This window comes from Roseobacter sp. HKCCD6576-2, assembly GCF_013179285.1.
Lineage (GTDB): Bacteria > Pseudomonadota > Alphaproteobacteria > Rhodobacterales > Rhodobacteraceae > Rhodophyticola > Rhodophyticola oceani.
Genome location: NZ_WVNW01000001.1, coordinates 734,471 through 758,469, shown reverse-complemented (window position 1 = coordinate 758,469; position 23,999 = coordinate 734,471). Strand labels below are relative to the sequence as shown.

General features: G+C 61.7%; 18 protein-coding genes. 8 read left to right on the top strand and 10 right to left on the bottom strand.

The window, feature by feature from the left end:
- Positions 1 to 57: 57 nt before the first annotated feature.
- From rpsD to GTF44_RS03730, 4 genes are all read right to left on the bottom strand, one after another.
- A complete protein-coding gene (gene rpsD, locus GTF44_RS03745) occupies positions 58 to 678 on the bottom strand; it encodes a 30S ribosomal protein S4 (RefSeq protein WP_145211771.1) in 621 nt (206 codons plus the stop codon).
- 166 nt (positions 679 to 844) lie between these two features.
- Complete coding sequence (locus GTF44_RS03740) at positions 845 to 1,924, bottom strand: Hint domain-containing protein (protein WP_171557618.1); 1,080 nt, start codon at positions 1,922 to 1,924, stop codon at positions 845 to 847.
- A gap of 98 nt (positions 1,925 to 2,022) precedes the next feature.
- Positions 2,023 to 2,940, bottom strand: a complete 918-nt coding sequence (locus GTF44_RS03735; protein WP_171557617.1) for a lipid A-modifier LpxR family protein — start codon at positions 2,938 to 2,940, stop codon at positions 2,023 to 2,025.
- A gap of 86 nt (positions 2,941 to 3,026) precedes the next feature.
- Positions 3,027 to 5,306: an adenosylcobalamin-dependent ribonucleoside-diphosphate reductase gene (locus tag GTF44_RS03730; protein ID WP_171557615.1), complete on the bottom strand. Its 2,280-nt coding sequence runs from the start codon at positions 5,304 to 5,306 to the stop codon at positions 3,027 to 3,029.
- A 106-nt stretch (positions 5,307 to 5,412) separates the two neighbouring features.
- Between GTF44_RS03730 and GTF44_RS03725 the strand changes: the two genes are divergently transcribed.
- Positions 5,413 to 5,844, top strand: a complete 432-nt coding sequence (locus tag GTF44_RS03725) for a DUF1489 family protein (protein ID WP_171557613.1) — start codon at positions 5,413 to 5,415, stop codon at positions 5,842 to 5,844.
- Between the two features lie 3 nt (positions 5,845 to 5,847).
- Here GTF44_RS03725 and GTF44_RS03720 read toward each other — a convergent pair whose 3' ends face one another.
- From GTF44_RS03720 to hisS, 4 genes are all read right to left on the bottom strand, one after another.
- Positions 5,848 to 7,341, bottom strand: a complete 1,494-nt coding sequence (locus GTF44_RS03720; protein ID WP_171557611.1) for an L-lactate permease — start codon at positions 7,339 to 7,341, stop codon at positions 5,848 to 5,850.
- Positions 7,342 to 7,424: 83 nt separating this feature from the next.
- Positions 7,425 to 8,117 carry an ATP phosphoribosyltransferase gene (hisG, locus tag GTF44_RS03715; protein WP_171557610.1) on the bottom strand — a complete coding sequence of 231 codons (693 nt, stop codon included), beginning with the start codon at positions 8,115 to 8,117 and terminating at the stop codon, positions 7,425 to 7,427.
- Positions 8,114 to 9,229 (bottom strand): ATP phosphoribosyltransferase regulatory subunit, encoded by a 1,116-nt coding sequence (locus tag GTF44_RS03710; RefSeq protein ID WP_171557608.1) that lies wholly within the window; start codon positions 9,227 to 9,229, stop codon positions 8,114 to 8,116. Before GTF44_RS03710 ends, hisG begins: the two co-directional genes overlap by 4 nt.
- The gene (gene hisS, locus GTF44_RS03705; RefSeq protein WP_171557606.1) at positions 9,226 to 10,707 is read right to left on the bottom strand and encodes a histidine--tRNA ligase; all 1,482 of its coding nucleotides are present in this window, start codon (positions 10,705 to 10,707) and stop codon (positions 9,226 to 9,228) included. The genes GTF44_RS03710 and hisS overlap by 4 nt, the downstream gene beginning before the upstream one ends.
- Positions 10,708 to 10,858: 151 nt before the next feature.
- Here hisS and GTF44_RS03700 point away from each other — a divergent pair, with 151 nt between their 5' ends.
- Positions 10,859 to 11,062: a SlyX family protein gene (locus tag GTF44_RS03700; protein ID WP_171557605.1), complete on the top strand. Its 204-nt coding sequence runs from the start codon at positions 10,859 to 10,861 to the stop codon at positions 11,060 to 11,062.
- 10 nt (positions 11,063 to 11,072) lie between these two features.
- Here the strand turns inward: GTF44_RS03700 and arsH are convergent, their stop codons facing one another.
- Both arsH and dnaE read right to left on the bottom strand, forming a co-directional pair.
- Positions 11,073 to 11,789 carry an arsenical resistance protein ArsH gene (gene arsH, locus GTF44_RS03695; RefSeq protein WP_171557603.1) on the bottom strand — a complete coding sequence of 239 codons (717 nt, stop codon included), beginning with the start codon at positions 11,787 to 11,789 and terminating at the stop codon, positions 11,073 to 11,075.
- Between the two features lie 107 nt (positions 11,790 to 11,896).
- Entirely contained in the window at positions 11,897 to 15,343 is a 3,447-nt protein-coding gene (dnaE, locus tag GTF44_RS03690) for a DNA polymerase III subunit alpha (RefSeq protein ID WP_171557601.1), read from the bottom strand.
- Between the two features lie 360 nt (positions 15,344 to 15,703).
- Between dnaE and xdhA the strand changes: the two genes are divergently transcribed.
- The 6 genes from xdhA to GTF44_RS03660 are packed head-to-tail and all read left to right on the top strand — an operon-like array spanning position 15,704 to position 23,995.
- Entirely contained in the window at positions 15,704 to 17,101 is a 1,398-nt protein-coding gene (xdhA, locus tag GTF44_RS03685; protein ID WP_171557600.1) for a xanthine dehydrogenase small subunit, read from the top strand.
- Positions 17,098 to 19,533, top strand: a complete 2,436-nt coding sequence (xdhB, locus tag GTF44_RS03680; RefSeq protein WP_171557598.1) for a xanthine dehydrogenase molybdopterin binding subunit — start codon at positions 17,098 to 17,100, stop codon at positions 19,531 to 19,533. Before xdhA ends, xdhB begins: the two co-directional genes overlap by 4 nt.
- Positions 19,530 to 20,471 (top strand): xanthine dehydrogenase accessory protein XdhC, encoded by a 942-nt coding sequence (xdhC, locus tag GTF44_RS03675; protein ID WP_171557596.1) that lies wholly within the window; start codon positions 19,530 to 19,532, stop codon positions 20,469 to 20,471. The genes xdhB and xdhC overlap by 4 nt, the downstream gene beginning before the upstream one ends.
- The gene (locus GTF44_RS03670; RefSeq protein ID WP_171557595.1) at positions 20,468 to 21,997 is read left to right on the top strand and encodes an ATP-binding cassette domain-containing protein; all 1,530 of its coding nucleotides are present in this window, start codon (positions 20,468 to 20,470) and stop codon (positions 21,995 to 21,997) included. Before xdhC ends, GTF44_RS03670 begins: the two co-directional genes overlap by 4 nt.
- Complete coding sequence (locus tag GTF44_RS03665) at positions 21,984 to 23,072, top strand: ABC transporter permease (RefSeq protein ID WP_145211820.1); 1,089 nt, start codon at positions 21,984 to 21,986, stop codon at positions 23,070 to 23,072. The genes GTF44_RS03670 and GTF44_RS03665 overlap by 14 nt, the downstream gene beginning before the upstream one ends.
- Positions 23,072 to 23,995 carry an ABC transporter permease gene (locus tag GTF44_RS03660; RefSeq protein ID WP_145217292.1) on the top strand — a complete coding sequence of 308 codons (924 nt, stop codon included), beginning with the start codon at positions 23,072 to 23,074 and terminating at the stop codon, positions 23,993 to 23,995. Before GTF44_RS03665 ends, GTF44_RS03660 begins: the two co-directional genes overlap by 1 nt.
- Positions 23,996 to 23,999 lie beyond the last annotated feature (4 nt).

Here is a 23,999-nt window from a genome sequence, read left to right as displayed (position 1 = left end):
CAAACGCAAAACGCCGCCCCAATTGGGACGGCGTTTTCTGGCAAAACTCGGCGAAGATCAGTTCTTCGCGTAATATTCCACGACCAGGTTCGGCTCCATATGAACCGGATAGGGCACATCACCCAGACCCGGCGTACGGGTGAAGGTGGCGGTCATTTTCGAGTGATCGGCTTCGATGTAATCCGGCACATCGCGCTCGGCCAGTTGCACGGCTTCGAGCACCACGGCGAGTTGTTTGGAGCGGTCGCGCACCTCGATCACGTCACCCTCTTTCACACGGTAGGAGGGGATGTTGACCTTCTGGCCGTTCACCTTGACATGGCCGTGGTTCACGAACTGGCGTGCGGCGAAAACGGTCGGCACGAATTTCGCGCGATAAACAACCGCGTCCAGGCGGCGTTCCAACAGACCAATCAGGTTTTCACCGGTATCGCCTTTGACCCGCTCAGCTTCGGCATAGATGCGGCGGAACTGCTTCTCGGTCAGGTCGCCATAGTAGCCTTTCAACTTCTGCTTGGCGCGCAGCTGGATACCGAAATCCGACAGCTTGCCCTTGCGGCGCTGACCGTGCTGACCGGGGCCGTATTCGCGACGGTTGACGGGGGATTTCGGACGACCCCAGATGTTTTCACCCATCCGGCGGTCAATTTTGTATTTGGCAGACGTGCGTTTGGTCACGGCTGATCTCCTTCGTTAGAGCGCCCCCGAGACGGAGGCTATGAAGGGCGTTGTCCTTTGCCTTGCGGCCGACAGGCGTTCCCTCGCGGGAGCCACCAACACCAATGAAAACCCCGCCAGTCACCCGGCGGGAATGACGCGCCTTCTATCGCAAATAGCGGGGGTGTCAATGGCGAGATGGCGCGCCGAAGCCGGTATTGGCCTGCATCAAAATCGCGGCTTCGGCCCGGTTCACCATACGACGGGCGGCGGGGCCATAGATATGCGGATCCTGGGATAGTTCCGGCCGCATCTCCAACAAGCTGTCGCGCTGCAGTTGATCAAGATGATCCAACCCCATGAAACCCGGGTGGAAGGTCTCGACCTCCAACCCATTGGCCCAGATCACCTGATGCCGGTCGAGCATCAGATGCACATAGAAGGTTTCGCGCAGAGAATGATCCACAGTGATGAACCGATCCCCCACCAGATCGGCGGCCCGCACCAGCACCTCAGGTTCGCCCCAGAGATCCATCGCAGCAGGGCCTTTGACCAAAACCCGGTGCTCGGGCGAGACGATCAAATCTTCATCCGGGCGCTCAATACCAAGCGCGCCAACACGCATGCGGATCGGACGCTGATCCGGCATCGCAAAAAGCCGGGCGCCCGACATGCGCCGGTGACCAGACCAGATCACCTCTTGCGGGCCGTCATCGCGCGTTAGAATTCTGTCGCCAGGTCCGAGATCTTCGATCGCCATCTCGCCGTCTTCGGTCTGAAGCCGCGTGTCCGGGGTGAAACAAATCACCGAGGGTTTGACATCCGAGACCGGCGGCAAGATGCGCTGACTGGCTTGGACAATCGTCAATTGCCGGTTCGCTGGCGGCATATCCTCTGGGAATAGCAAAATGGGCACACGCCCATCCGCCGGCACCACGGGAACGACCGTAAAAAACCGCGCTCCATCGGATAGGATAAACGCCCCTCGAAAAAGCGGGTCGGCCTCTTCTGCAGCCTCTTCGGCCTCGGTCGGTGGTGCGGTTTGCAGCAGTTTTCGCACAACGAGCCCTGCCCGCCTGCGCAGCTCGTCATGGTCGCGGCTTGCGCCCAGCAAAAGGGCCGCCCGGTCCCCCTCAAGCGGCAAAGCTCTGCCGCTCCAAGACCAACTCATGCCCTCGGCCAGTTCGTGTGTTTGATCCGCAGGGAACCCTTCGACCAAGGTCTGCGCCCATGAAATCATGAACGCGCCCCGAAAGCCCGTGCCCATCTGTCCCGCCTCATGCGTTTTTGTTTTTATTCGGCCTTTTCAGCCTGTTCTGAGCAAATGCTAACAGAACCGATTCGCCGAGGGAAGAGCGGGTTTGCCTAAAACACCCATCCGAGCGTAAGAGACCCGACGACTTGGCCTTCGTGCTGACCAACAAACTCTTCGGACAGATATGTCATGCCATAGAAGATATTTGTCTCACCGATCCCGTAATTGACTCCGGCGCGCAAGCGATATCGCTGATCCTCCACCTCATATCCCCGCTCCGCGGGCAAGAGTTCGGAACTATCGACAAAGGCCACATCTCCGCCGACGAGATAGGAAAAACCCTGATCGTCCAAGGCGTTAACGCCATTTATCCGCTGCCCTGAGACAACATCGCGCACACGAAGACCACCATCGCCAAAGCCGCCGAATGTCAGATCGACCCCTGCGCGCGCCATATTCTCGACCCCCGCTTGCAACTCGACAAAGGGTCGGATCGCGCCGCCGTTGAAGTGAATATCTCGCGCGATCTCGAGCGTTCCGTGCAGAAAGACGCCGTTATCGATCTGGAAATTCTCTACATTCAGCTGTGGCAAGCTGAGCACATCGTGGATCGAAGATTGCACACCACGTAGGCCGGTTTGCTCTCCAATCATCGCGATATCGGCGCCCGCAGCCACATCAAATCCGTACCAATCGAAATGCAGATGCGCCCCTGCGCTTAGCGTGCCTGCATAAAGCCGATCCGCCGGGTTTGGGTTGCCCAGATTGTTTGGCGCCACGATCTCAGCCCGAAACCGATACTCGACGACATCCCCCAAGCGCGGGCTCAGCTGGCCCTGCCATTCTGGGCCACGGATGAAGGAGAATGAATAAGACCCGGTGCGCCATCGATCTTCGGCATCACCAATCCAGTCATTATTGAAAACGCGCGCCACGCCGAGTGTCTCTCGGCCCTGCGCAAGCGCGGGACTGAGCCCTAAAAGCACAGCAATAAAGGTAAACACCGCAAAGCGGATGCCTCGGATCATACGAACTGCCCCATATCTGTCGCCATCGTTTTTTTTGTGGCGTATTTCAGAATTATGGCGAAATTAGCACGAGCGCCGCGGCGCGGCTAGCCGCATTTGGAATATCCGCAATCTGCACAAGTCAGGCAGCCCTCGATCATCCGCATCTCATGGCTGCCACATGAGGAACAGACCGGCCCGCGTGGGCGAGCGCCGACCTCCATCACCTCGGCCTGAGGGTCGGATTTCAGCCCCATCCCCTCGCCATCGATAAACCCGATCGAGATCAAGTGCCGCTCGATCACGCCGCCAATCGCCGCCAGTATGGAGGGCACGTATTTACCATTCATCCAAGCGCCGCCGCGCGGGTCGAACACGGCTTTCAACTCCTCGACGACAAAAGAAATGTCGCCGCCGCGCCGGAACACCGCCGAGATCATCCGGGTCAACGCCACGGTCCAGGCAAAGTGTTCCATATTCTTGGAGTTGATAAAGACCTCGAATGGACGACGGTGGCCGTTCTGCACAATGTCGTTGATCGTGATGTAAATCGCATGGCTGCTCTCGGGCCAACGCAGCTTGTAGGTCTGCCCTTCCAGCGATTGCGGGCGGTCCAGCGGTTCGGAGATGTAAACCACCTCCCCTGCTGCGCCGACTTGTTCCGCCACCGCACCGGCGGGCTTCTCTTCAGTCTCAGAGACACTCAAAACAGACCCCGTCACATCATTGGGCCGGTAGGTGGTGCAGCCCTTACAACCGCTGTCCCAAGCTTGCATATAGACGTCTTTAAAATCCTCGAAGCTGATATCCTCGGGGCAATTGATCGTCTTCGAAATCGAGCTGTCGATCCAGCGCTGCGCCGCAGCCTGCATTTTCACGTGATCCGCGGGCGGCAAGGTTTGCGCATTCACGAAATGATCCGGCAGGTCGATATCACCGAATTTTTCGCGCCAAAGCTGGACCGCGTAATCCTCCACCTCTTCTTCGGTGCGCGAGCCGTCGCGCTGCAGTACTTTGCGGGTGTAGCTATAGGCAAAAACCGGTTCGATGCCGGAGGACACATTGCCAGCATAAAGCGAAATGGTGCCGGTCGGCGCGATGGAGGTCAGAAGCGCGTTGCGGATGCCATGCTGCCGGATCGCGTCGCGCACATCCTCGTCCATATGCCTCATATTGCCGGAGGCCAGGAAGCCATCGGCGTCAAAGAGTGGGAAACTGCCTTTCTCCTTCGCCAGATCGACGGAAGCGAGATAGGCCGCGCGGGCAATCTGCTGCATCCAAGCTTCGGTCTGCGCGGCAGCATCATCGGAGCCATAGCGCAAGCCCAACATCAACAGCGCATCGGCAAGGCCTGTCACGCCCAACCCGATCCGGCGCTTGGCCTGCGCCTCCTGCGCTTGCTGTTCGAGCGGGAAGCGGCTGGCATCGACCACATTGTCCATCATTCGGATCGCCACGCGCACCAGATCGTCCAGCGCCGCTTCGTCCAGATGCGCCGTCGCCTCAAACGGGTTCGCCACAAGGCGGGCAAGGTTCACCGAGCCAAGCAAACACGCGCCATAGGGTGGCAAAGGCTGCTCCCCGCAGGGGTTCGTTGCCGCGATCTCTTCGACATAGTTCAAGTTGTTGGCCGCGTTGATCCGGTCGATGAAGATCACGCCCGGCTCAGCATAGTCATAGGTCGACTGCATGATCTTGTTCCACAGATCACGGGCCTCAACCGTGTGATAGACTTTACCGTCAAAAACCAAATCCCAGGAAGTATCGGCCTTAACCGCCTCCATAAATGGGTCCGTCACCAGCACGCTCACGTTGAACATCCGGAGCCGCGCCGGGTCAGATTTCGCGGTGATGAAATCCTCGATATCGGGATGATCGCAGCGCATCGTCGCCATCATCGCGCCACGCCGGGAGCCCGCCGACATGATCGTGCGGCACATCGCGTCCCACACATCCATGAAACTGAGCGGGCCCGACGCATCCGCCGCGACCCCTTTCACATCCGCGCCTTTCGGTCGGATTGTGGAGAAGTCATAGCCGATGCCGCCGCCTTGCTGCATGGTCAAGGCGGCCTCTTTCAGATTATCGAAAATCCCCCCCATGCTGTCAGGGATCGTGCCCATGACGAAGCAATTGAAGAGTGTGACCGCCCGGCCCGTCCCTGCGCCCGCCGTGATCCGGCCAGCAGGGAGATATTTGAAATCCTCCAGCGCGGCATAGAACCGCTCTTCCCAAACCGCAGGATCGGCCTCGACGGAGGCCAGATCCCGCGCGATGCGGCGCCAAGTATCCTCGACGGTCTGATCAATGGGGGTGCCGTCGGCCTCTTTCAGCCGGTACTTCATATCCCAGATTTGTTCAGCAATTGGGGCGGAAAAGCGGGACATTGGCGGCAGCTCCCTGGGCGCGGTGGGGTTACGAAACTAGCAGCGTTCTGTGGATAAGTCTACCAAACCTTGTGGCCTTTTGCGGTAGATCGCTAGATATATAGCTATGGCTGCGAATCTCAATCTCATCAAGCTTTCTGTCGGCACCGAGCATGTCGAAGGCTTGGCCGACTGGCAGGCAAGCACCCGCGCGCAAGGCCCCGATGGATTGCCACGCCATGTCACGCGGATGTGGCCAAAACGCGCGGAAGAGCTGCTGGACGGCGGGTCGATCTATTGGGTGATCAAAGGCGTTATCCTCGCCCGGCAGCGCATTTTGCGGCTTGATGAAGTGGATCGCGGCGACGGGATCACCCGCTGTGGCATCGTCCTCGATCCGATGCTTGTGCGGGTGGAGGCAACGCCCAAACGCGCGTTTCAGGGCTGGCGCTATCTGCCAGGTTCGGACGCGCCAAGCGACTTGAGCGCGGCGCGGAGCCATGAAGACAGCCTGCCGCCCGCTCTGCAATCCGCGCTGGCCGAGATCGGGGTGCGCTGACGCTCACGCCATCAAAGTCAGCCCAAGGACCGCCAGACCACCCAGGAGCATGTAAAGCGCCGCCGCCCCAAGCGTGCGTGACAGGACCTCCCCTTCGCGGCCGATCAAGCCGACGGTCGCGGCGCCCGCGATGATGTTATGCGGCGCAATGATATTGCCAATCGCCGAGCCGAAACCCTGCGCCGCCGCCATGGTGATCGCGGGCAGAGACAGGCTTTCCGCCGCCGCCAATTGCAGCTCGGTAAAGAGGATGTTGGAGGCCGTGGCTGACCCAGTGATGAAGGTGCCCAAGGCCCCGACAGCCGGGGCGAGGATCGGCCAAACGGCCCCAGTGCCCGCCGCCGCTTCGGCGAGCGCCCCGATCATCCCGGAATGCACCAAGACCCGCGAGAGTGACAGCATCACCAAAAGCGCGGCGCTGACCGGCACCAATCGGCGGAGGGCCGCACGCACCGAAGGACCGACGCTCGCCATACGCGCGGTCAAAAGCGCGCCAAGGATCAGGCCCAACCACATCAAACTGCCCGGATGGTAGAGCGGCTGGAAACTACCGGAAAAGCTGCCATGCAGGACCCAAGCCAGATCCAACCCGCGCAACGCCTCCTGCACCGGTGCGATCAACCGCGTGATCAACACCAACCCGACGATCAGCAGATAAGGCGCCAGATCAGGCAGCAGGGCCCGCGCCTCGAATGGTCGCGACTGGCCTTGGCGACGCAGGAGCAGGATAAAGACGAAGCCACCCAACAGCGCGCCGCCGAGGCTGGGCACTTCCGGTCCGGTCAGAGTGGCAAGCGCCAGGAACGGGACGAAAAAACAGATCGCGGCCAGCGCTGACCACATGAGGTCTGAGCGGCGCAGCGGCCCCTCGCCCGCCAGCCGGACCATCAGCAGCAACAGAATCCAGCCAAGCGCGGCATGGAGCAGCGCGACACGCCCCGCCAACGCGCTGGCCTCCAAGCCCGACACCTCCAATTGCGCCAGCGTCGGCGTGCCCACAGCCCCAAAGGAGACCCCCGCCGCATGGCCCAAAAGCGCCAAAGACACGGCCCGCACCGGCGCGTAGCCGAGCCCCACCAAGAGCGGCGCGGCCAAGGCCACGGGCGTACCGAACCCGGCCGCGCCTTCAATGAACAATCCGAAAAACCAGCCGATCAGGATCGCCTGCAATCGCCGGTCTTCTGTCAAACCCGCGAGGGCGCTGCGGATGCGCTCCGCTGCACCGGTTCGTTGGAGATACTCATAAAGCGCCAGCGCCGGCAGGATGATCCACAAAATGGCGATGGTCGAATACAGCGCCTCTGCGAAGACACCCATCCCGGCCTGCAGACGCGGCACTGGCGCCGCCTCCGCCAAATCAAACGGTCCGATCCAGCCAAGCGCCAAGATCAGCGCCAGGGTTAAGCCCAACGCTCCTGCCACCGCCGCCGACCAACGCAACACCACCATCGCGACCAACACGGTCATCAGCGGCAGCGCGGCAAGGAAAACAGCCATTCACAGCTCCTGAACTGGCAAGTTGGGCCGACAGCACCGACGCCGCGCGAACCCCCTTCCGCCAACCTAGGCGAGGCAGCAGGTCAGAGCAATTCGAGCTTATCCTGAAGCGTGTGCAATGCGGCACGGATATCGTCATCCCAAGGCGCTGCCCGGGATTTGAACAACGTCGCCTGGCTGCGATGCACCAATCCGTCACTCAGGATTTTCAAGTGGTTCGCCCGCAAGGTCTCTCCGGTGGAGGTGATGTCCGCAATCGCTTCGGCGGTTTGGTGTTTTACAGTGCCTTCTGTCGCGCCCTGGCTGTCGACCAATTGATAATCGGCCACGCCCGAATCTTGCAGAAACTCGCGCACCAGGCGGTGATATTTCGTTGCAATGCGCAACCGGAACCCATGCGCCTCGCGGAAATCGGCAGCGGCGGCATCCAGGTCATCGAGCGTTTCAACATCGACCCAAAGCTTCGGCACGGCAATCACCAGATCGGCAAACCCGAACCCCATCGGCGCCAGCTCAGCCACAACCTGCTCCCAAAGCGGGATACGCTCGCGGACCAAATCACTGCCCGTGACGCCCAGATGAATCCGCCCGGCCTGCAACTCGCGCGGAATCTCCGATGCGCTAAGCAGCAGCAATTGCAGATCCGCACCGTCCACACGCGCGGCATATTCTCGATCCGATCCGCTCCGTTGCATCACGATGCCACGGGCCGCGAACCAATCGAAGGTCTTCTCCATCAGGCGACCTTTGGAGGGGACAGCGAGTTTCAAGCTCATCGCGCATTCTCCGCCAAATGGCTGTGCAGATGCTGCACCAATTCGGGCCGGATCACGCCGCCAACGGCGGGAATATCGCGCCCGCCGCCCAAAACATGGCAGAGCGCGTCGTACCGTCCACCGGTTGCAACCGGCGGCATATCAGGGCGGGCATCGGCCAAGAAGCCAAAGACGAACCCGTCGTAATACTCCATATTCGTGCGGCCATAGCTCGCCTCGAACGCCAACCCCGCCACATCGATCCCTGCGGCGTCGAGCGCCTCCATCCGGCGTGCCATCCGAGCCACCGCATGGCTGATCCCTGGCAAATCAACCGCGATGTCGCGCAGATGTTCATGGGCGTTGGTCAGCGTCTCGCGCAGGGAGAGGATGACATCCAAAACCTCGGCCTCGGCCGAGCCGATCGGCTCCGCCATTGCCTCCTCTTGGAGCAATTCGATCCGGCGCGCGATCTCGCCGGGGCTGCGCAACCCGATATTAGGGCTTGCCGCCGCGATCAGGGTTTCGACACCGTTATCGGCCGCTTTCAGAAGCTCAGCCCGACCCGCAGGCGCTGGTTTCCGCCCCGTGAATCGGTCCAAAAGCACCCGGAATCGCCTTGGCCGCCAGATATGGCGGCGCAACGCCCGTTTGCGGCGCTCTGTTGTCGAAAGGCTATCGACCGCCGCCAGGAGGATACCGATATCGCCCGTCACAGGGCGCAGGCCAAGCGGCGAAAGCACTTCGGAGAAGAGCGCAAACACTTCGGCATCGGACCCTGCCGGATTGCTTCGGTCGAATATCTCGTACCCAACTTGCAGATATTCACTGGCCCGATTGGCCCCGGCGGGTTGCTTACGGAACACCTCGCCCAGATAGGTATAGCGCGCGGGCTCCGCCCCCTCTTCCATGTGCCTCTGCACAACCGGCACGGTGAAATCCGGGCGCAACATCAACTCACCCCGGTCGGGGTCATGGGTGGTGTAAGCGCGCGCGCGGATATCCTCACCATAAAGGTCGAGAAGCGTGTCGGCGGGTTGCAATAGATCGGCCTCGACCGGCACCGCGCCCGAGGCCTGGAAAAACGCCTGAAGCCGCGCGGCTTCGGCCCGGATCGCCGCTTTGTCGCTCACGCCTGACGGTCCAGAATGCTGCGGACTTCGGCGACCAAATCGGCCAGCGGCACTTCGCGTTGCGCGGGTTGGGACTTCCATTCTTCCAGTGTCGCATCTTGGGCAATCTGCGCGCCCAGAACCAAGTCTTTGATCTGCACGACACCGCGCGCGGCTTCGTCAGAGCCTTGGATAATCGCCACAGGGCTTTCGCGTTTATCGGCGTATTTCAACTGGTTACCGAAATTCTTCGGATTGCCCAGATAGACCTCGGCCCGAATACCGGCCTGGCGCAAGGTTGCGACCATCGATTGATAATCGCCCATCCGGTCGCGATCCATCACCGTCACGATCACCGGGCCTTGCGCTGCGCCGCCGATCCGGCCCTTGGCGCGCAATGCGGCCAGCAAACGGTCGACCCCGATCGAGATCCCGGTCGCTGGAACCTCCTGGCCCGTGAAGCGCTTCACCAGGTCATCATAGCGGCCCCCGCCGGCAACCGAGCCGAACTGTCGAGGGCGGCCTTTTTCGTCTTTGATTTCGAAGGTCAGTTCCGCCTCATAAACCGGCCCTGTGTAATAGCCGAGGCCGCGCACAACGCTCGGGTCGATCTCAATTCGATCCGGGCCATAGCCTTGCGCGGCCAAGAGTTCCGCAATGGTTTCAAGCTCTTGCACACCCTGCGCGCCGATCTCGGAGCCTTGCACCAGCTCGGTCAGGCGCGTGACCGTGGCGGTGCCCGTTTCGCGCTTGGCGGCCATGAACCCCATTATGATCTCGGCTTGGTCCGGAGCCAAACCGGCCCCTTTGGTATAATCGCCGGACTCATCCTCACGACCTTCGCCAAGCAGGGCGCGAACGCCGGTCTCGCCGAGCCGATCCAGCTTGTCGATGGCGCGCAAGACAATGCCCCGCTCGGCCTCTTTGTCATCCCCGGAGAGGCCTGCGACCTCCATCACGCCGTTCAAAACTTTGCGATTGTTCACCCGCACGATGAAGTCGCCACGCGGGATGCCAACCGCCTCCAGCGTGTCGGCCAGCATCGCACAAATCTCGGCATCTGCGGCCATCGAGGCAGAGCCAACGGTATCCGCATCACATTGATAAAACTGCCGAAACCGCCCCGGCCCTGGCTTCTCATTGCGCCAGACGGGCCCCATGGTGAAGCGGCGATAGGGGTTGGGCAGGTCGTTGCGGAACTGGGCGGCGACGCGGGCCAGGGGCGCGGTCATATCATAGCGCAGCGCCAGCCAGTCGCCCTCCTCCTCCTGCCAGGCAAAAACGCCTGCGTTCGGGCGATCCACATCGGGCAGGAACTTGCCCAACGCCTCGACCGTTTCCACCGCGGAGGTTTCCAGCGGGTCGAAGCCATAGCGGTTGTAGACCTCGGCGATCACCCGCAACATCTCGTTGCGTTCGGTCACTTCCGCGCCGAAATAGTCCCGGAACCCTTTCGGCGTTTCGGCCTTGGGGCGGGGTTGTTTCTTCACTTTGGCCATGGGTGGTCACGTCCGGATTTGAGGGTCGCGGGACGTGTAGCCGAGGGGGCCGGTCGGGGCAAGGTTGCGGTGAAACGGGCCGTATGGAAATGGTATGGTTCCGGCATGGAACGGATATGTATGGAAAGCAGATGGGGTACGAGGGTCTGATATGACGAGCCAAGCGGAATTGGAGGAGCAGATCGCCCATCTGGTGCGGACGGTGGAGGATCTCTCAGAGGTCGTCGCCCGGCAAGACGCGGACATTGCCACACTGACCCGGCGGGTGGAGATGCTGATGATGCGCGAGGCGGAGCGCGAGGTCGACGGCGGCGGGACGGTGCCGCTCGCCGATCAAAAGCCGCCGCATTGGTAGGGGCGCGAAGCTATTCGCCAATTGCCTGTGGCGCGTTCACCCGTTTTGATAGCTCGGCCCGGCTCTCTTTTCGCTCGCTATACCGATCCAGCAGGTAGTCGCGATTGTCGCGGGTCATCCAGGTGAATTTCACCAACTCCTCCATCACATCGACCATGCGGTTGTAATAGGGCGAAGGGCGCATTCGGCCCGCCTCATCAAACTCCTGCCAGGCTTTGGCAACAGAGGATTGGTTTGGAATCGTGACAAGCCGCATCCAACGGCCGAGAATGCGGAGTTGGTTGACCGCGTTGAAGCTTTGCGAGCCGCCGCAGACCTGCATGACCGCCAAAGTCTTTCCTTGCGTCGGGCGGACGCCGCCCATCGACAGCGGAATCCAATCGATCTGCGCTTTCATGATACCCGACATTGCCCCGTGACGTTCGGGTGAGCACCAAACCATCCCGTCGCTCCACGTCACGAGGTCACGCAGTTCTTGCACCTTCGGGTGATCCGGTTCGGCTGAATCCGGGAGTGGCAGGCCGGTTGGGTCGAAGGTTCTGGTCTCGGCACCAAAACGATCCAGAACGCGCGCCGCTTCCTCCGACATCAAACGGCTGTAAGAGCGATCTCGCAGCGAGCCATAGAGCAACAGGATTTTTGGCGGCGCATCGGTACGTTCAGGGAAAAGCCGCGTGTTATCCAGGGGCTGGAAACAGGCGGGGTCGAAGGCGGCGGTATCGGTCATATGGCGCTCCCTGAGGTCGTGCAGGGTTTAGGCAGCGAGGCGCGTCGCGACAAGGGGCCATAGAGGAAGCGCAAGACCAGTCGTGGAAGGCAGGTCTCCGCCTGTCGCTAGACCTCCTCCACCATCATCACACCGCCGAGGCTTTTCAACGCGCCTTTGATCTGAGGGTTTACTGGGAAATCCTCGCCCAGAAGCACATCGACTTCACCCGGCAGATCGGGGTCCATCAGGCAGAGATGCACCGGGCCGCGCCCCTTGAGTTTACCTTCGCCTTTGGCGCGCTCCAGAAGACCCGCAACGCTCGGGATCGCCTCGGGCTCTTCCACGAAGATACGCAAGCCCGCGCCGATATCCCCAGCGATATTGTCGTCCACCGGTTGAACACCGCGGGCAAGGAGCTTGAGGCTGTCACCCTCCTGCGTCGCTTCGACCTGCAAGACGACATTGGCCCCGGTGTCGAGATGCTCGCGGGCGGTCTCCAGCACGTCGCTGAACATGGTGACCTCATAAAGGCCGGTGGGATCGGAGAGCTGTACGAAGGCAAACCGATTGCCGCGCTGGCTTTTCCGCTCCTGACGACCGGAGACCGCGCCGGCCATTTTCGCAACGAAAGCCCCGCCCTGAACCCGGTTCTCGACCTCGGCGAGTGTCAAGCAACCTTTGCGCTTCAGGGACGGCATGTAGTCGTCAAGCGGGTGGCCGGAGAGGTAGAACCCGATCGCCATATGTTCATTGGCGAGCCGTTCATTCGGCAACCAGTCGTCGCGCGTCGGCAGGCGGGGTTCGGGCAAGTCATCGCCCGCCTCACCAAAAAGCGACACCTGATCAGAGGCGCGTTGATCATGGGTCGCCGCAGAATAGGCCGTGAGCGCGTCGAGGCTTTCGAATACGCGCGCACGGTTGCGGTCCAACTCATCGAATGCGCCCGCGCGGGCGAGCATTTCCAAAGAGCGCTTGCCGATACGTTTGAGGTCGGCGCGGCGGGCGAGATCGAACAGGGTGGCGAAGGGCGTCTCGCCACGGGCCTCTTCGATCAGTTTCATCGCTTCGACACCGACATTCTTGAGCCCGCCGAGGGCATAGACCACCTTGCCGTCTTTTACCGCGAAGCTGGCCGACGAGCGGTTTACGCAAGGTGGGATCGTTTCGATCTCAAGCCGGTCAACCTCTTGTTTGTAAACGCCTAATTTATCCGTCAGGTGGATGTCGCAATTCATCACCGCAGCCATGAACTCGACGGGGTAGTTGGCTTTCAACCAGGCGGTTTGGTAACTCACAACCGCATAGGCGGCGGCGTGGGATTTGTTGAAGCCGTAATTGGCGAATTTATCGAGCAGGTTCCAAACTTCGGTGGCCTTGGCTTTATCCACCCCGTTTTCGGCCGCGCCTTTCAGGAATTTCGGGCGCTCGGCATCCATCGCTTCTTGGATCTTCTTGCCCATGGCCCGGCGCAGCAAATCAGCGCCGCCAAGCGAGTAACCCGCCATCTCTTGGGCGATCTGCATCACCTGTTCCTGATAGACGATGATGCCTTGGGTTTCGTCCAAGATATGGTCGATCGTCGGGTGCAGCAATTCGCGGTCAGAAAGGTTGTTTTTTACCTCGCAGAATTTCGGGATGTTCTCCATCGGGCCCGGACGATAGAGCGCAACAAGGGCGATGATGTCTTCGATGCAATCCGGCTTCATCCGCCGCAGCGCATCCATCATGCCCGAGCTTTCCACCTGAAACACCGCGACCGTTTTGGCGGAGGCGTAGAGCTTGTAGGTTTTCTCGTCATCGAGGGGGATCATCCCCGGGTCGATCTCGATCCCACGTTCTTCTAGAAGATCGACGGCATTCTGCACCACCGTCAGGGTTTTCAGGCCCAGGAAGTCGAACTTCACCAAACCCGCAGGTTCGACCCATTTCATGTTGAATTGCGTGGCGGGCATGTCGGACCGAGGGTCCTGATAAAGCGGGACCAATTCGTCGAGCGGACGGTCGCCGATCACCACCCCGGCGGCGTGGGTAGAGGCGTTGCGGAGCAGCCCTTCGACCTGCTGGCCATAGGTCAGAAGCCGATCAACCACCTCCTCTTCTTTCGCCATTTCGCGCAGGCGGGGCTCATCGGCCAATGCCTTCTCGATCGAGACGGGTTTTACACCTTCGACCGGGATCATTTTCGACAGGCGATCGACTTGGCCAAACGGCATTTGCAGGACGCGGCCCACATCGCGGACGGCGGCCTTACTGAGCAACGCACCAAAGGTGATGATCTGCCCAACCTTGTCGCGCCCGTATTTCTCCTGGACGTAGCGGATGACTTCTTCGCGCCGATCCATGCAAAAATCGATGTCGAAATCGGGCATCGAGACCCGTTCGGGGTTCAGGAACCGTTCAAACAGCAAAGAGTACCGCAGCGGGTCCAGATCGGTAATAGTCAGCGCATAGGCCACGAGACTGCCCGCGCCCGAACCCCGCCCTGGCCCGACGGGGATGTCATGATCCTTCGCCCATTTGATGAAGTCGGCCACGATCAGGAAGTAGCCGGGGAAACCCATCCCCTCAATGATCCCAAGCTCAAAATCGAGGCGTTTCTCATACGCCTCGACCGAGGCGGCGGGTTCGATCACCGAAAGCCGGTCTTTCAGTCCTTCATGGGACTGACGGCGCAGCTCCTCCACTTCGTTCTCGGCAAAGCGCGGCAAGATCGGATCATGCGTTCGCGCCCGAAAGGCGCACCGACGTGCGATCTCGACCGTGTTTTCAAGCGCCTCTGGCAGATCGGCAAACAGCACCGCCATCTCTTCCGGCGTCTTGAAGTAATGCTGCGGCGTCAGGCGGCGGCGCGGCTCTTGTTGGTCGACATAAGCGCCCTGCGCGATGCAGATCAGCGCATCATGGGCCTCGTACATATCGGGTTTCGGGAAATAGGCATCATTGGTGGCCACCAGCGGCAACCCGCGTGCATAGGCGGTTTCGACGAACCATTCTTCGGTCAGTCGCTCGGCTTCAGGGGCGCTGGCATCGTCACGCGGATGGCGTTGCAACTCGATATAGAGCCGGTCCGCATAGGCCGCGGCCAACCGGGCCAGAAGCGCCTCGGCCTTGGCCCGCTGATTATCCTGCATCAGACGGCCAAGCGGCCCATCCGGACCGCCGGTCAGACAGATCAAACCGCCGGCGTGGGCTTCGAGCTCGGCCAAAGTCACATGCGGCAGGCTCCCATCCCCGCGCAAATAGAGGCAGGAGTTGAGCTTCATCAGGTTCTCATACCCGGCGGCATTCTGCGCCAGCAGAACCAAAGCCGCAGGGTCTCGCGCCCGTTCACCTTGCGCCACTTCGTCATAGAGCAGGTCGACCTGGCAGCCGATGATCGGCTGAATGCCCGCCTTGGCTGCGGTCTCGGAAAACTCCAAGGCGCAGAACATGTTGTTCGTGTCGGTCACGGCAACCGCGGGCATCCCGGCGCCCGCCGCCATTCCCGGCAATTTCTTGACCCGCATCGCCCCTTCAAGAAGCGAATACTCGGTGTGAAGGCGGAGATGGATGAATCGGGGCTGCTCGGTCATGACGGCGAGGCTACCGCAGGATGATGGGGTGCGCCACCGCGATGACCACCCGATCTTGGGGATAACATGTTGGGCCGGCCATGATCGCGCATCTCCGCATACAGGGACCAAGGCCGCCAATCGAGGCGCGCCATTGTTCCATGTATGACAGCCCCCAGACCGAGGGGCACCGGCACCAATCAACGCGCCCAAATTGTAGGCAGATGCCGCCACTCTTAACGCCCAAGACACACGCAAAGCTTGCAAAACGGGCGATTTCCGGCTTTTCTGGCCCGCGGTCGACAGGGAAACGGGCCGCCTTCTACGCCGCATCGAAGGCCGGATGACCACCCGTATAGGGTAACGCGGCGGGCATATTTCATGAGCATCCGGTTTCTTTTGAATGGGGAACCTGTGGCGGTTGACGCGTCGGCGACCACCACGCTGCTGGATTGGCTGCGCGAGCGTCGCGGGCTGACCGGCACGAAAGAGGGCTGTAACGAAGGCGATTGCGGGGCCTGCACGGTGATGGTCACCGATGCGGGCGGATCCAAGGCGTTGAACGCGTGCATCTTGTTCTTGCCGCAACTGGCGGGCAAGGCCGTGCGCACGGTCGAGGGGATCGCGGGCCCCGATGGCGATTTGCATCCGGTGCAACAGGCGATGGTGGCCCATCACGGCAGCCAGTGTGGGTTTTGCACGCCTGGCTTTGTGGTCTCGATGGCGGTCGCGCATCTGAACGGGCGGCTCGATTTCGATGATCAACTGGCGGGCAATCTCTGCCGCTGCACCGGCTATGCACCGATCGTACGGGCCGCGGAGGCTGCGGCGCGTGAGCCAGTGCCGGAGTGGATGTCGGCGGATGCCGAAGCCGTGGAGGCGATGGGGCTGGATGGGGTTGGCGCAGTATCCGCCGGGCAAAACGCGCCCTATCTCCCGACCTCCGCCGATGATCTGGCGGATTGGTATGTCACGCATCCCGATGCGACCTTGATCGCCGGGGCGACCGATGTCGGGCTTTGGGTGACGAAGCAATTGCGCGATCTAGCCCCGGTTGCGCTTTTGGGCCAATGCGATGATCTGCGCGGGATCACATCGGATGGAGAGACCATCCGGATCGGCGCAATGACCAGCCTCACCGAGCTTGGGGCGTTCATGGCGGACCCGCATCCGAGCTTTGCCGAGATGATCCGGCGCTATGGCTCGGTCCAGGTCCGCAACGCCGCAACCGTCGGCGGCAACATCGCCAATGGCTCCCCGATTGGAGACAGCCCGCCAGCTTTGATCGCCCTCGACGCCCGGCTGCATCTCCGCAAAGGAGACGCGCGACGTGACATACCTTTGGAGGATTTCTTCCTCGATTACGGCAAGCAAGATCGGCAGCCCGGCGAATTCGTAGAGGCGATTTCGCTGCCCGTGCAGGCGGATCGCTTGCGCTGCTACAAACTGTCGAAACGGTTCGATCAGGATATCTCGGCGGTGTGTGGCTGCTTCCATATTCTTGTAGAAGATGGTGTTGTGACCTCGGCTCGGATCGCTTTCGGCGGCATGGCGGGCACGCCGAAACGCGCCATCAGGGTGGAAGCCGCCTTGGACGGCCAGCCGTGGGACGACGCGACGATCCGGGCCGCGATGGGCCGGTTTGCCGAGGATTACACGCCGATGAGTGATATGCGCGCCTCGGCGGCGTATCGGCTTGAGGCCGCTCGGAACATGCTGCTGCGCTATTTCCAGGAGGATCGGGGCGTGGCGGCGGATGTGTTGGGGGTGTCGGCATGAGCGTTGCAAAACCCCTGCCCCATGATGCAGCGCGCCTGCATGTGACCGGTGCCGCGCGCTATGTCGATGACATCCCCACGCCCGCAGACTGTTTGCATCTGGCCTTTGGGATCAGCCGAATTGCCGCCGGAACGGTCACCGCGATGGAGCTTGATGCGGTGCGCGCGGCCCCTGGTGTTGTTGCGGCAATGTCGGGCGCGGATTTCGACGTGATCCCCGATTGCTCGCCCTCGCTTCACGACGAGCCACTGTTGAGCGACGGAACGGTGCATTATCTTGGCCAGCCGCTGTTCCTGGTGGTGGCCGAGAGCCATTTGGCCGCGCGAAAGGCGGCGGCCTTGGGTTCGGTCACCTATGACGAAGCGCCCGCGATCTTGACTGTGGATGAGGCGCTCGCGGCGGGGTCGATTTTCGAAGACGGGCCGCGCGTTTACCGCAAAGGAGATGTGGAGGCGGCGCTTTCCGAAGCAGCCCATGTGCTTGACGGCCAGATCGAGATCGGGGCGCAGGAGCATTTCTATCTCGAGGGGCAGGCCGCGCTGGCACTGCCGCAAGAAGGCGGCGATATGATCGTCCATTCCTCCAGCCAGCACCCGACCGAGATTCAGCACAAGGTGGCCGATGCATTGGGGATCCCGATGCATGGCGTCCGCGTTGAGGTGCGCCGCATGGGGGGCGGATTTGGCGGGAAGGAGAGCCAGGGCAATCATCTGGCGGTGGCCTGTGCCGTGGCCGCGAAAGCAACCGGGCGGCCCTGCAAGATGCGCTATGACCGGGATGATGATTTCCTGATCACCGGCAAGCGGCATGATGTCAGGGTCTCCTATCGGGTTGGATTTGACGATGATGGGCGGATCGCGGGGGTGGATTTCACCCATTATGTCCGCTGCGGTTGGGCGATGGATTTATCGCTGCCGGTGGCGGATCGGGCGATGCTGCATGCCGACAATGCCTATCTGCTGCCCACCGCGCGGATCACCTCGCATCGGTTGAAGACCAACACGCAAAGTGCGACGGCCTTCCGGGGCTTTGGCGGGCCGCAGGGTATGGTTGGGATCGAGCGCGTCATTGATCATATCGCCGCGCATTTGGGCCATGACCCTCTGGCCGTGCGGCAAATCAACTATTACCGGGAGGCTGCAGCCGAAACCGGCACGGATGGCACCGTCTTGGGCCTGCAGAAGGGCAAAACACTCGATACATCCGATCTCACTGGGCAAGGGTCCGTTAAAGTTGCCCCAAGCGCCGGGCGGGCGGAACGGTTTGGGGGTGCGCATTCGCCAGATGCCGTGCAGGCGTTGGAGAACACAACGCCTTACGGGATGGAAGTTGAGGATTTCATCCTCCATGAGATGACGGAGGCGCTGGCCACGCGTTGCGACTATGCCAAGCGGCGGGCAGAGGTGGCGGACTGGAACGCGCGCGAGCCGATCTTGAAGAAGGGCATCGCGCTGACACCGGTGAAATTCGGGATTTCCTTCACGCTCACGCATCTGAACCAGGCCGGGGCCTTGGTGCATGTCTATCAAGATGGCTCGATCCACATGAACCATGGCGGGACCGAGATGGGTCAGGGCCTGTTTCAGAAGGTGGCGCAAGTCGCGGCGGATCGGTTTGGCGTCGGCCTCGATCGGGTCAAAATCACCGCGACCGATACCGGAAAAGTGCCGAATACCAGCGCGACGGCGGCCTCCTCCGGCAGTGATTTGAACGGCATGGCGGTGCAGCTCGCCTGCGATGAGATCAAATCGCGGATCGCCGAGGTGGTGGCCCAGGATTTGCAGGCAGAGCCCAGCGCGATTGTGTTTGAAGACGGGATGGTCCGCGCAAACGGGGCCGAAATGCCGTTTGAGGAAGCGGTGTCGAAAACCTATCTCGCCCGGGTCTCTTTGAGCGCCACCGGGTTCTACAAGACCCCCAAACTCGCCTGGGACCGGATCGCGGGTACAGGCCGGCCCTTCTTCTATTTCGCCTATGGCGTGGCCTGTTCCGAAGTGGTGATCGATACGCTGACCGGTGAGAACCGGATTTTGCGGACCGACATTCTGCATGATGCAGGCGCGTCGCTGAACCCCGCGCTCGATATCGGCCAGATCGAGGGTGGCTTCGTGCAGGGCGCCGGCTGGCTGACCACCGAGGAACTGGTTTGGGATGCGAAAGGCGCGCTCAAAACTCATGCGCCATCGACCTACAAAATCCCGGCCTGTTCCGACCGGCCCGACATTTTCAACGTCGCGCTTTGGGATCAACCGAACCGGGAGGAGACGATTTACCGCTCCAAAGCCGTGGGCGAGCCACCGTTTATGTTGGGGATCAGTGTGTTCTCAGCCTTGGGTGATGCCTGCGCGGCCAGCGGACCGAGCTATCCCGATCTGCAAGCCCCCGCGACGGCGGAAGAGGTGCTCCGCGCTATCGGAAGGGCGCGGGCATGAGCTTTGATCTGGCCGGTTTGGAACGCGCCGTTGCGGCGCATGGGCCGGTCTGCCGTGTTGTGATCGTCGACATAAAGGGGTCGACGCCGCGCGACGTGGGCACCGCCATGCTGGTCTGGCCCGGCGGGCAATCGGGCACCATCGGCGGCGGGCGGTTGGAATATGATGCCGCCGCCATGGCGCGCAAGAATCTCGACCGCGAGATCCCTCATTCCGCCAAAACCTTCGCCCTTGGCCCGGCGCTTGGCCAATGCTGCGGCGGCGCGGTGACGCTGTCTTTCGAGCGTTTCCTGCCCGATCAACTGCCGCAAGACTTCCCGCATGCGCATCCGGTCATGGCCCATCCTGGCCGCCCCGAAGCCGTGGATCGCGCGATCGCCGCCGGGGTCGAAGCGCCGCTTCATATCGCGGATTGGTTCATCGAACCCCTGGCCCAGCCACAGCAATCGCTCTGGCTCTACGGCGCGGGGCATGTGGGGCGTGCCCTGGCCAATATCATGGCACCGCTCCCGGATTTTGCGCTCACCTGGATCGATACCGGCCCGGAACGTTTCCCCGACCCGCTGCCGGATGGCGTGACCGCCCTGCCCGCCGCCAAGCCGGAACTGGTCGTGCGACACGCCCCGGCTGAGGCGCATCATCTGATCATGACCTATGCCCATGAGATGGATTTCGCGCTCTGCCATGCCGTGCTGAGCCAACCCTTCCAGAGTTGCGGATTTATTGGCAGTGCGACCAAGAAGGCCCGGTTTCGCTCTAGACTTAGCGATTTGGGTCACAGCGATGCTCAAATTTCGCGCATCGCCTGCCCAATTGGCGACCCAAACCTAGGCAAACACCCGCAAGCCATTGCCGTAGGGGTGGCCGCAGAGCTACTAAATGGGCAGATGCTTAAAGACTCAGCACCGACGCATTTGCGGACAGGACGGCGCGCGTGACGGCGCTATTGACCATCGATGGGCTGACCAAGGCCTATCCAGGGGTCGTCGCCAATGATGCGGTCTCTTTCCAGATTCAGCCGGGCGAGGTTCACGCCCTTCTGGGCGAAAACGGCGCGGGAAAATCCACGCTCGTGAAGATGATCTATGGGCTGGTCCGGCCCGATGCCGGCACGATGACACTGGAAAGTGCGGCTTACACGCCCGCCGAACCCCGGGCGGCACGTGGTGCCGGCGTCGCGATGGTGTTTCAACATTTCAGCCTGTTTGAGGCGCTGAATGTGGCCGAAAACATCGCGCTTGGCATGGAGAACCCGCCAAAGCCGCGCGATCTGGCGGCGCAAATCCGCGAGGTCAGCGAGACCTATGGCCTGCCACTCGACCCCGACCGCTTGGTCGGCGATCTGAGCGCCGGTGAACGGCAAAGAGTGGAGATCATCCGCTGTCTTTTGCAAGACCCGAAACTCTTGATCATGGATGAACCGACCAGCGTTTTGACGCCGCAGGAGGTGGAAATTCTGTTCCACACCTTGCGGAAGCTCAGCGCCGAGGGAACGGCCATTCTCTATATTTCTCATAAGCTTGAGGAAATCCGCGCGCTTTGCGATGCGGCGACGGTGCTGCGCTTGGGCAAGGTCGTGGCCGAATGCACGCCAAGCGAGGTATCGGCGGCGCATATGGCCGAGTTGATGGTTGGCAAATCGCTGGCCGCCCCGGCGCGCGCGGCGGCGGAGCAGGGCGAGGTGTTGTTGAAGGTCACGGGCCTGTCGCTCGACCCCGCCACACCCTTCGGCACGCCGCTTCGCCATATCGGGCTGGAACTGCGCGCGGGCGAGGTGTTGGGCATCGGCGGCGTTGCGGGAAATGGTCAGGATGAGCTTCTGGCCGCGCTCTCTGGCGAAGCGCGTGTCACACCCAACGCAATCACACTCGAAGGCGCATCGGTTGGCGCGCTTGGCCCGAATGAGCGGCGGAAGCTAGGATTGCTCTGCGCGCCCGAAGAGCGTTTGGGCCACGCCGCCGCGCCCGATATGAGCCTGACCGAAAACGCCATTTTGACCGCGCGGTTGCGCCAAGGTTTGGACCGGAACGGGTTTCTCGATTGGGCCGGGGCCTCTGGGTTTGCCGAACAGGTCGTGGCCGAGTTCGACGTGCGGACGCCCGGCACCCATGTCGCGGCGCGTGCGCTTTCGGGCGGGAACCTCCAGAAATTCGTGATCGGACGAGAGATATTGCAGGCCCCGCGCGTCTTGGTGGTCAACCAACCGACCTGGGGCGTCGATGCCAGCGCCGCAGCCGATATTCGCCAGGCGATTTTGAACCTCGCCCAAGGTGGCGCGGCGGTGATCTGCATCAGCCAGGATCTGGATGAGCTCTTGGAAATCTCGGATCGGTTCTGCGCCTTGAACGAGGGGCGGCTCTCGGCACCGCGGCCCGCGCGCGAACTCTCGATGGAGGAGATCGGACTGATGCTTGGCGGCGCGCATGACATGCATGAGGCGGAGGTGGCCCATGGTCCGGCTTGAAAAACGCCCGACGCCATCGCGCGCCTGGATCATCGCGACGCCCATCGTGGCCGTTATCCTGACGATGATCGCTGGCGGGATCATGTTTGCGCTCTTGGGCCAAGACCCGGTGGAGGCGATCCGGATCATCTTCTGGGATCCTTTGTTTGACGAGCGCTTCGCGAGTTTCTCGCGCCCGCAACTCTTGGTGAAAGCCGGGCCGCTGATCCTCATCGCGATTGGGCTGAGCCTCGGTTTCCGCGCCGGGATTTGGAACATCGGGGCGGAGGGGCAGTATATCATCGGCGCGATCTGCGGCGCAGGGTTCGGGCTGGCCTTCTATCCGTCAGAAAACCCGCTGATCCTGCCCGGCATGGTGATCGCGGGTGCACTTGGCGGATGGGCCTGGGCGATGATCCCCGCGGTGCTGCGGACACGGTTTCGCACCAATGAAATCCTCGTGTCGCTGCTTCTGGTCTATGTGGCCGAAGCGATCCTGGCCTCGGCTGCCACGAGTTTCCTGCGCAACCCAGAGGGGCGCGGATTTCCGGGGAGCCGGAACCTCAGCCAACACCCGGGGACGGACAACCCGGAACTGATTGCGGGGACGGGTATGCATTGGGGCGTGGTCGCGGCCTTCATCGCGGTGATCTTCGCCTATATCCTCCTGAACCGGCATGTGCTCGGCTATCAGATCAAATTGGCCGGTCAGGCGCCGCGCGCCGCGAAATTCGCGGGCGTGAACCCAACCCGGCTGATCATCCTCTGCTTGGGTGTCTCCGGCGCGCTGGCGGGCATGGCGGGTCTGTTCGAAGTGGCGGGCCCGGCGGGACAGATCAGCATTGATTTCAACGTCGGCTACGGCTTCACGGCGATCATCGTCGCGTTTTTGGGCCGGTTGCACCCGGTGGGCATCCTGCTGGCCGGGCTGCTCATGGCGCTCACCTATATCGGCGGGGAGTTGGCGCAATTGATGCTCGGCCTGCCCGCCTCTGCGATCCAGGCCTTCCAGGGGATGTTGCTCTTCTTCCTCCTCGCGCTCGACGTGTTGTCGAACTACCGGGTCCGGATCAAACGGGCGGAGGTAGGCGCATGATGGGCATCGATCCAGTTACCCTGATCGTGGCGCTGATCGGCGCTTCGACCCCGATCCTGCTTGCCGCCATTGGTGAACTGGTTGTTGAGAAATCTGGCGTGCTGAACCTTGGCGTTGAGGGGATGATGATTGTCGGCGCGATCTCGGGCTTCATCATCGCGGTCAATACTGGCTCGCCTTGGCTTGGCTTTATCGCCGGCGCGATCGGCGGGGCGATCCTGTCGCTGATCTTCGCGTTTCTGACGCAGTATCTCTTGTCCAATCAGGTCGCCACTGGCCTGGCGCTGACGCTTTTCGGCCTTGGCCTCTCGTCGCTGATGGGCGAGGAATACTCCGGCATCAACCCGCCGCTGACGGCCGATCTCTTCCCGCAAGCGCTGCGCGACATTCCCGTCGCCGGGCCGATCCTCTTTGGCCATGATCTGATCATCTATTTCTCGGTCCTTCTGGTCGCCGCCGTCTGGTACGTGCTGCGGCACACCCGGATGGGTCTGATCTTGCGGGCCGTGGGGGAAAGCCATGATGCGGCCCATGCGCTTGGCTATAAAGTGATCCGGATCCGGATCTATGCGATCCTCTTTGGCGGGGCCTGTGCGGGGCTTGGCGGGGCCTATCTGTCGCTGGTGCGCGTGCCGTCCTGGACCGAGGGCATGACCGCTGGCGCGGGCTGGATTGCGCTCGCCATCGTGGTGTTCGCGTCTTGGAAACCCTGGCGCGCGCTGATCGGGGCGTATCTCTTTGGCGGCATCGCCGCCCTGCAACTGCGGCTGCAAGCGGCGGAGATCAACATCCCCGTCATGCTGCTCGATATGTCGCCTTATCTCGTGACAATAATCGTTCTGGTCATTATCTCGTCGGACAAAACCCGGGCCGCGATGAGCGCGCCCGCAGCGCTTGGCAAGGTATTCCATGCCAGCGGTTAGGGAG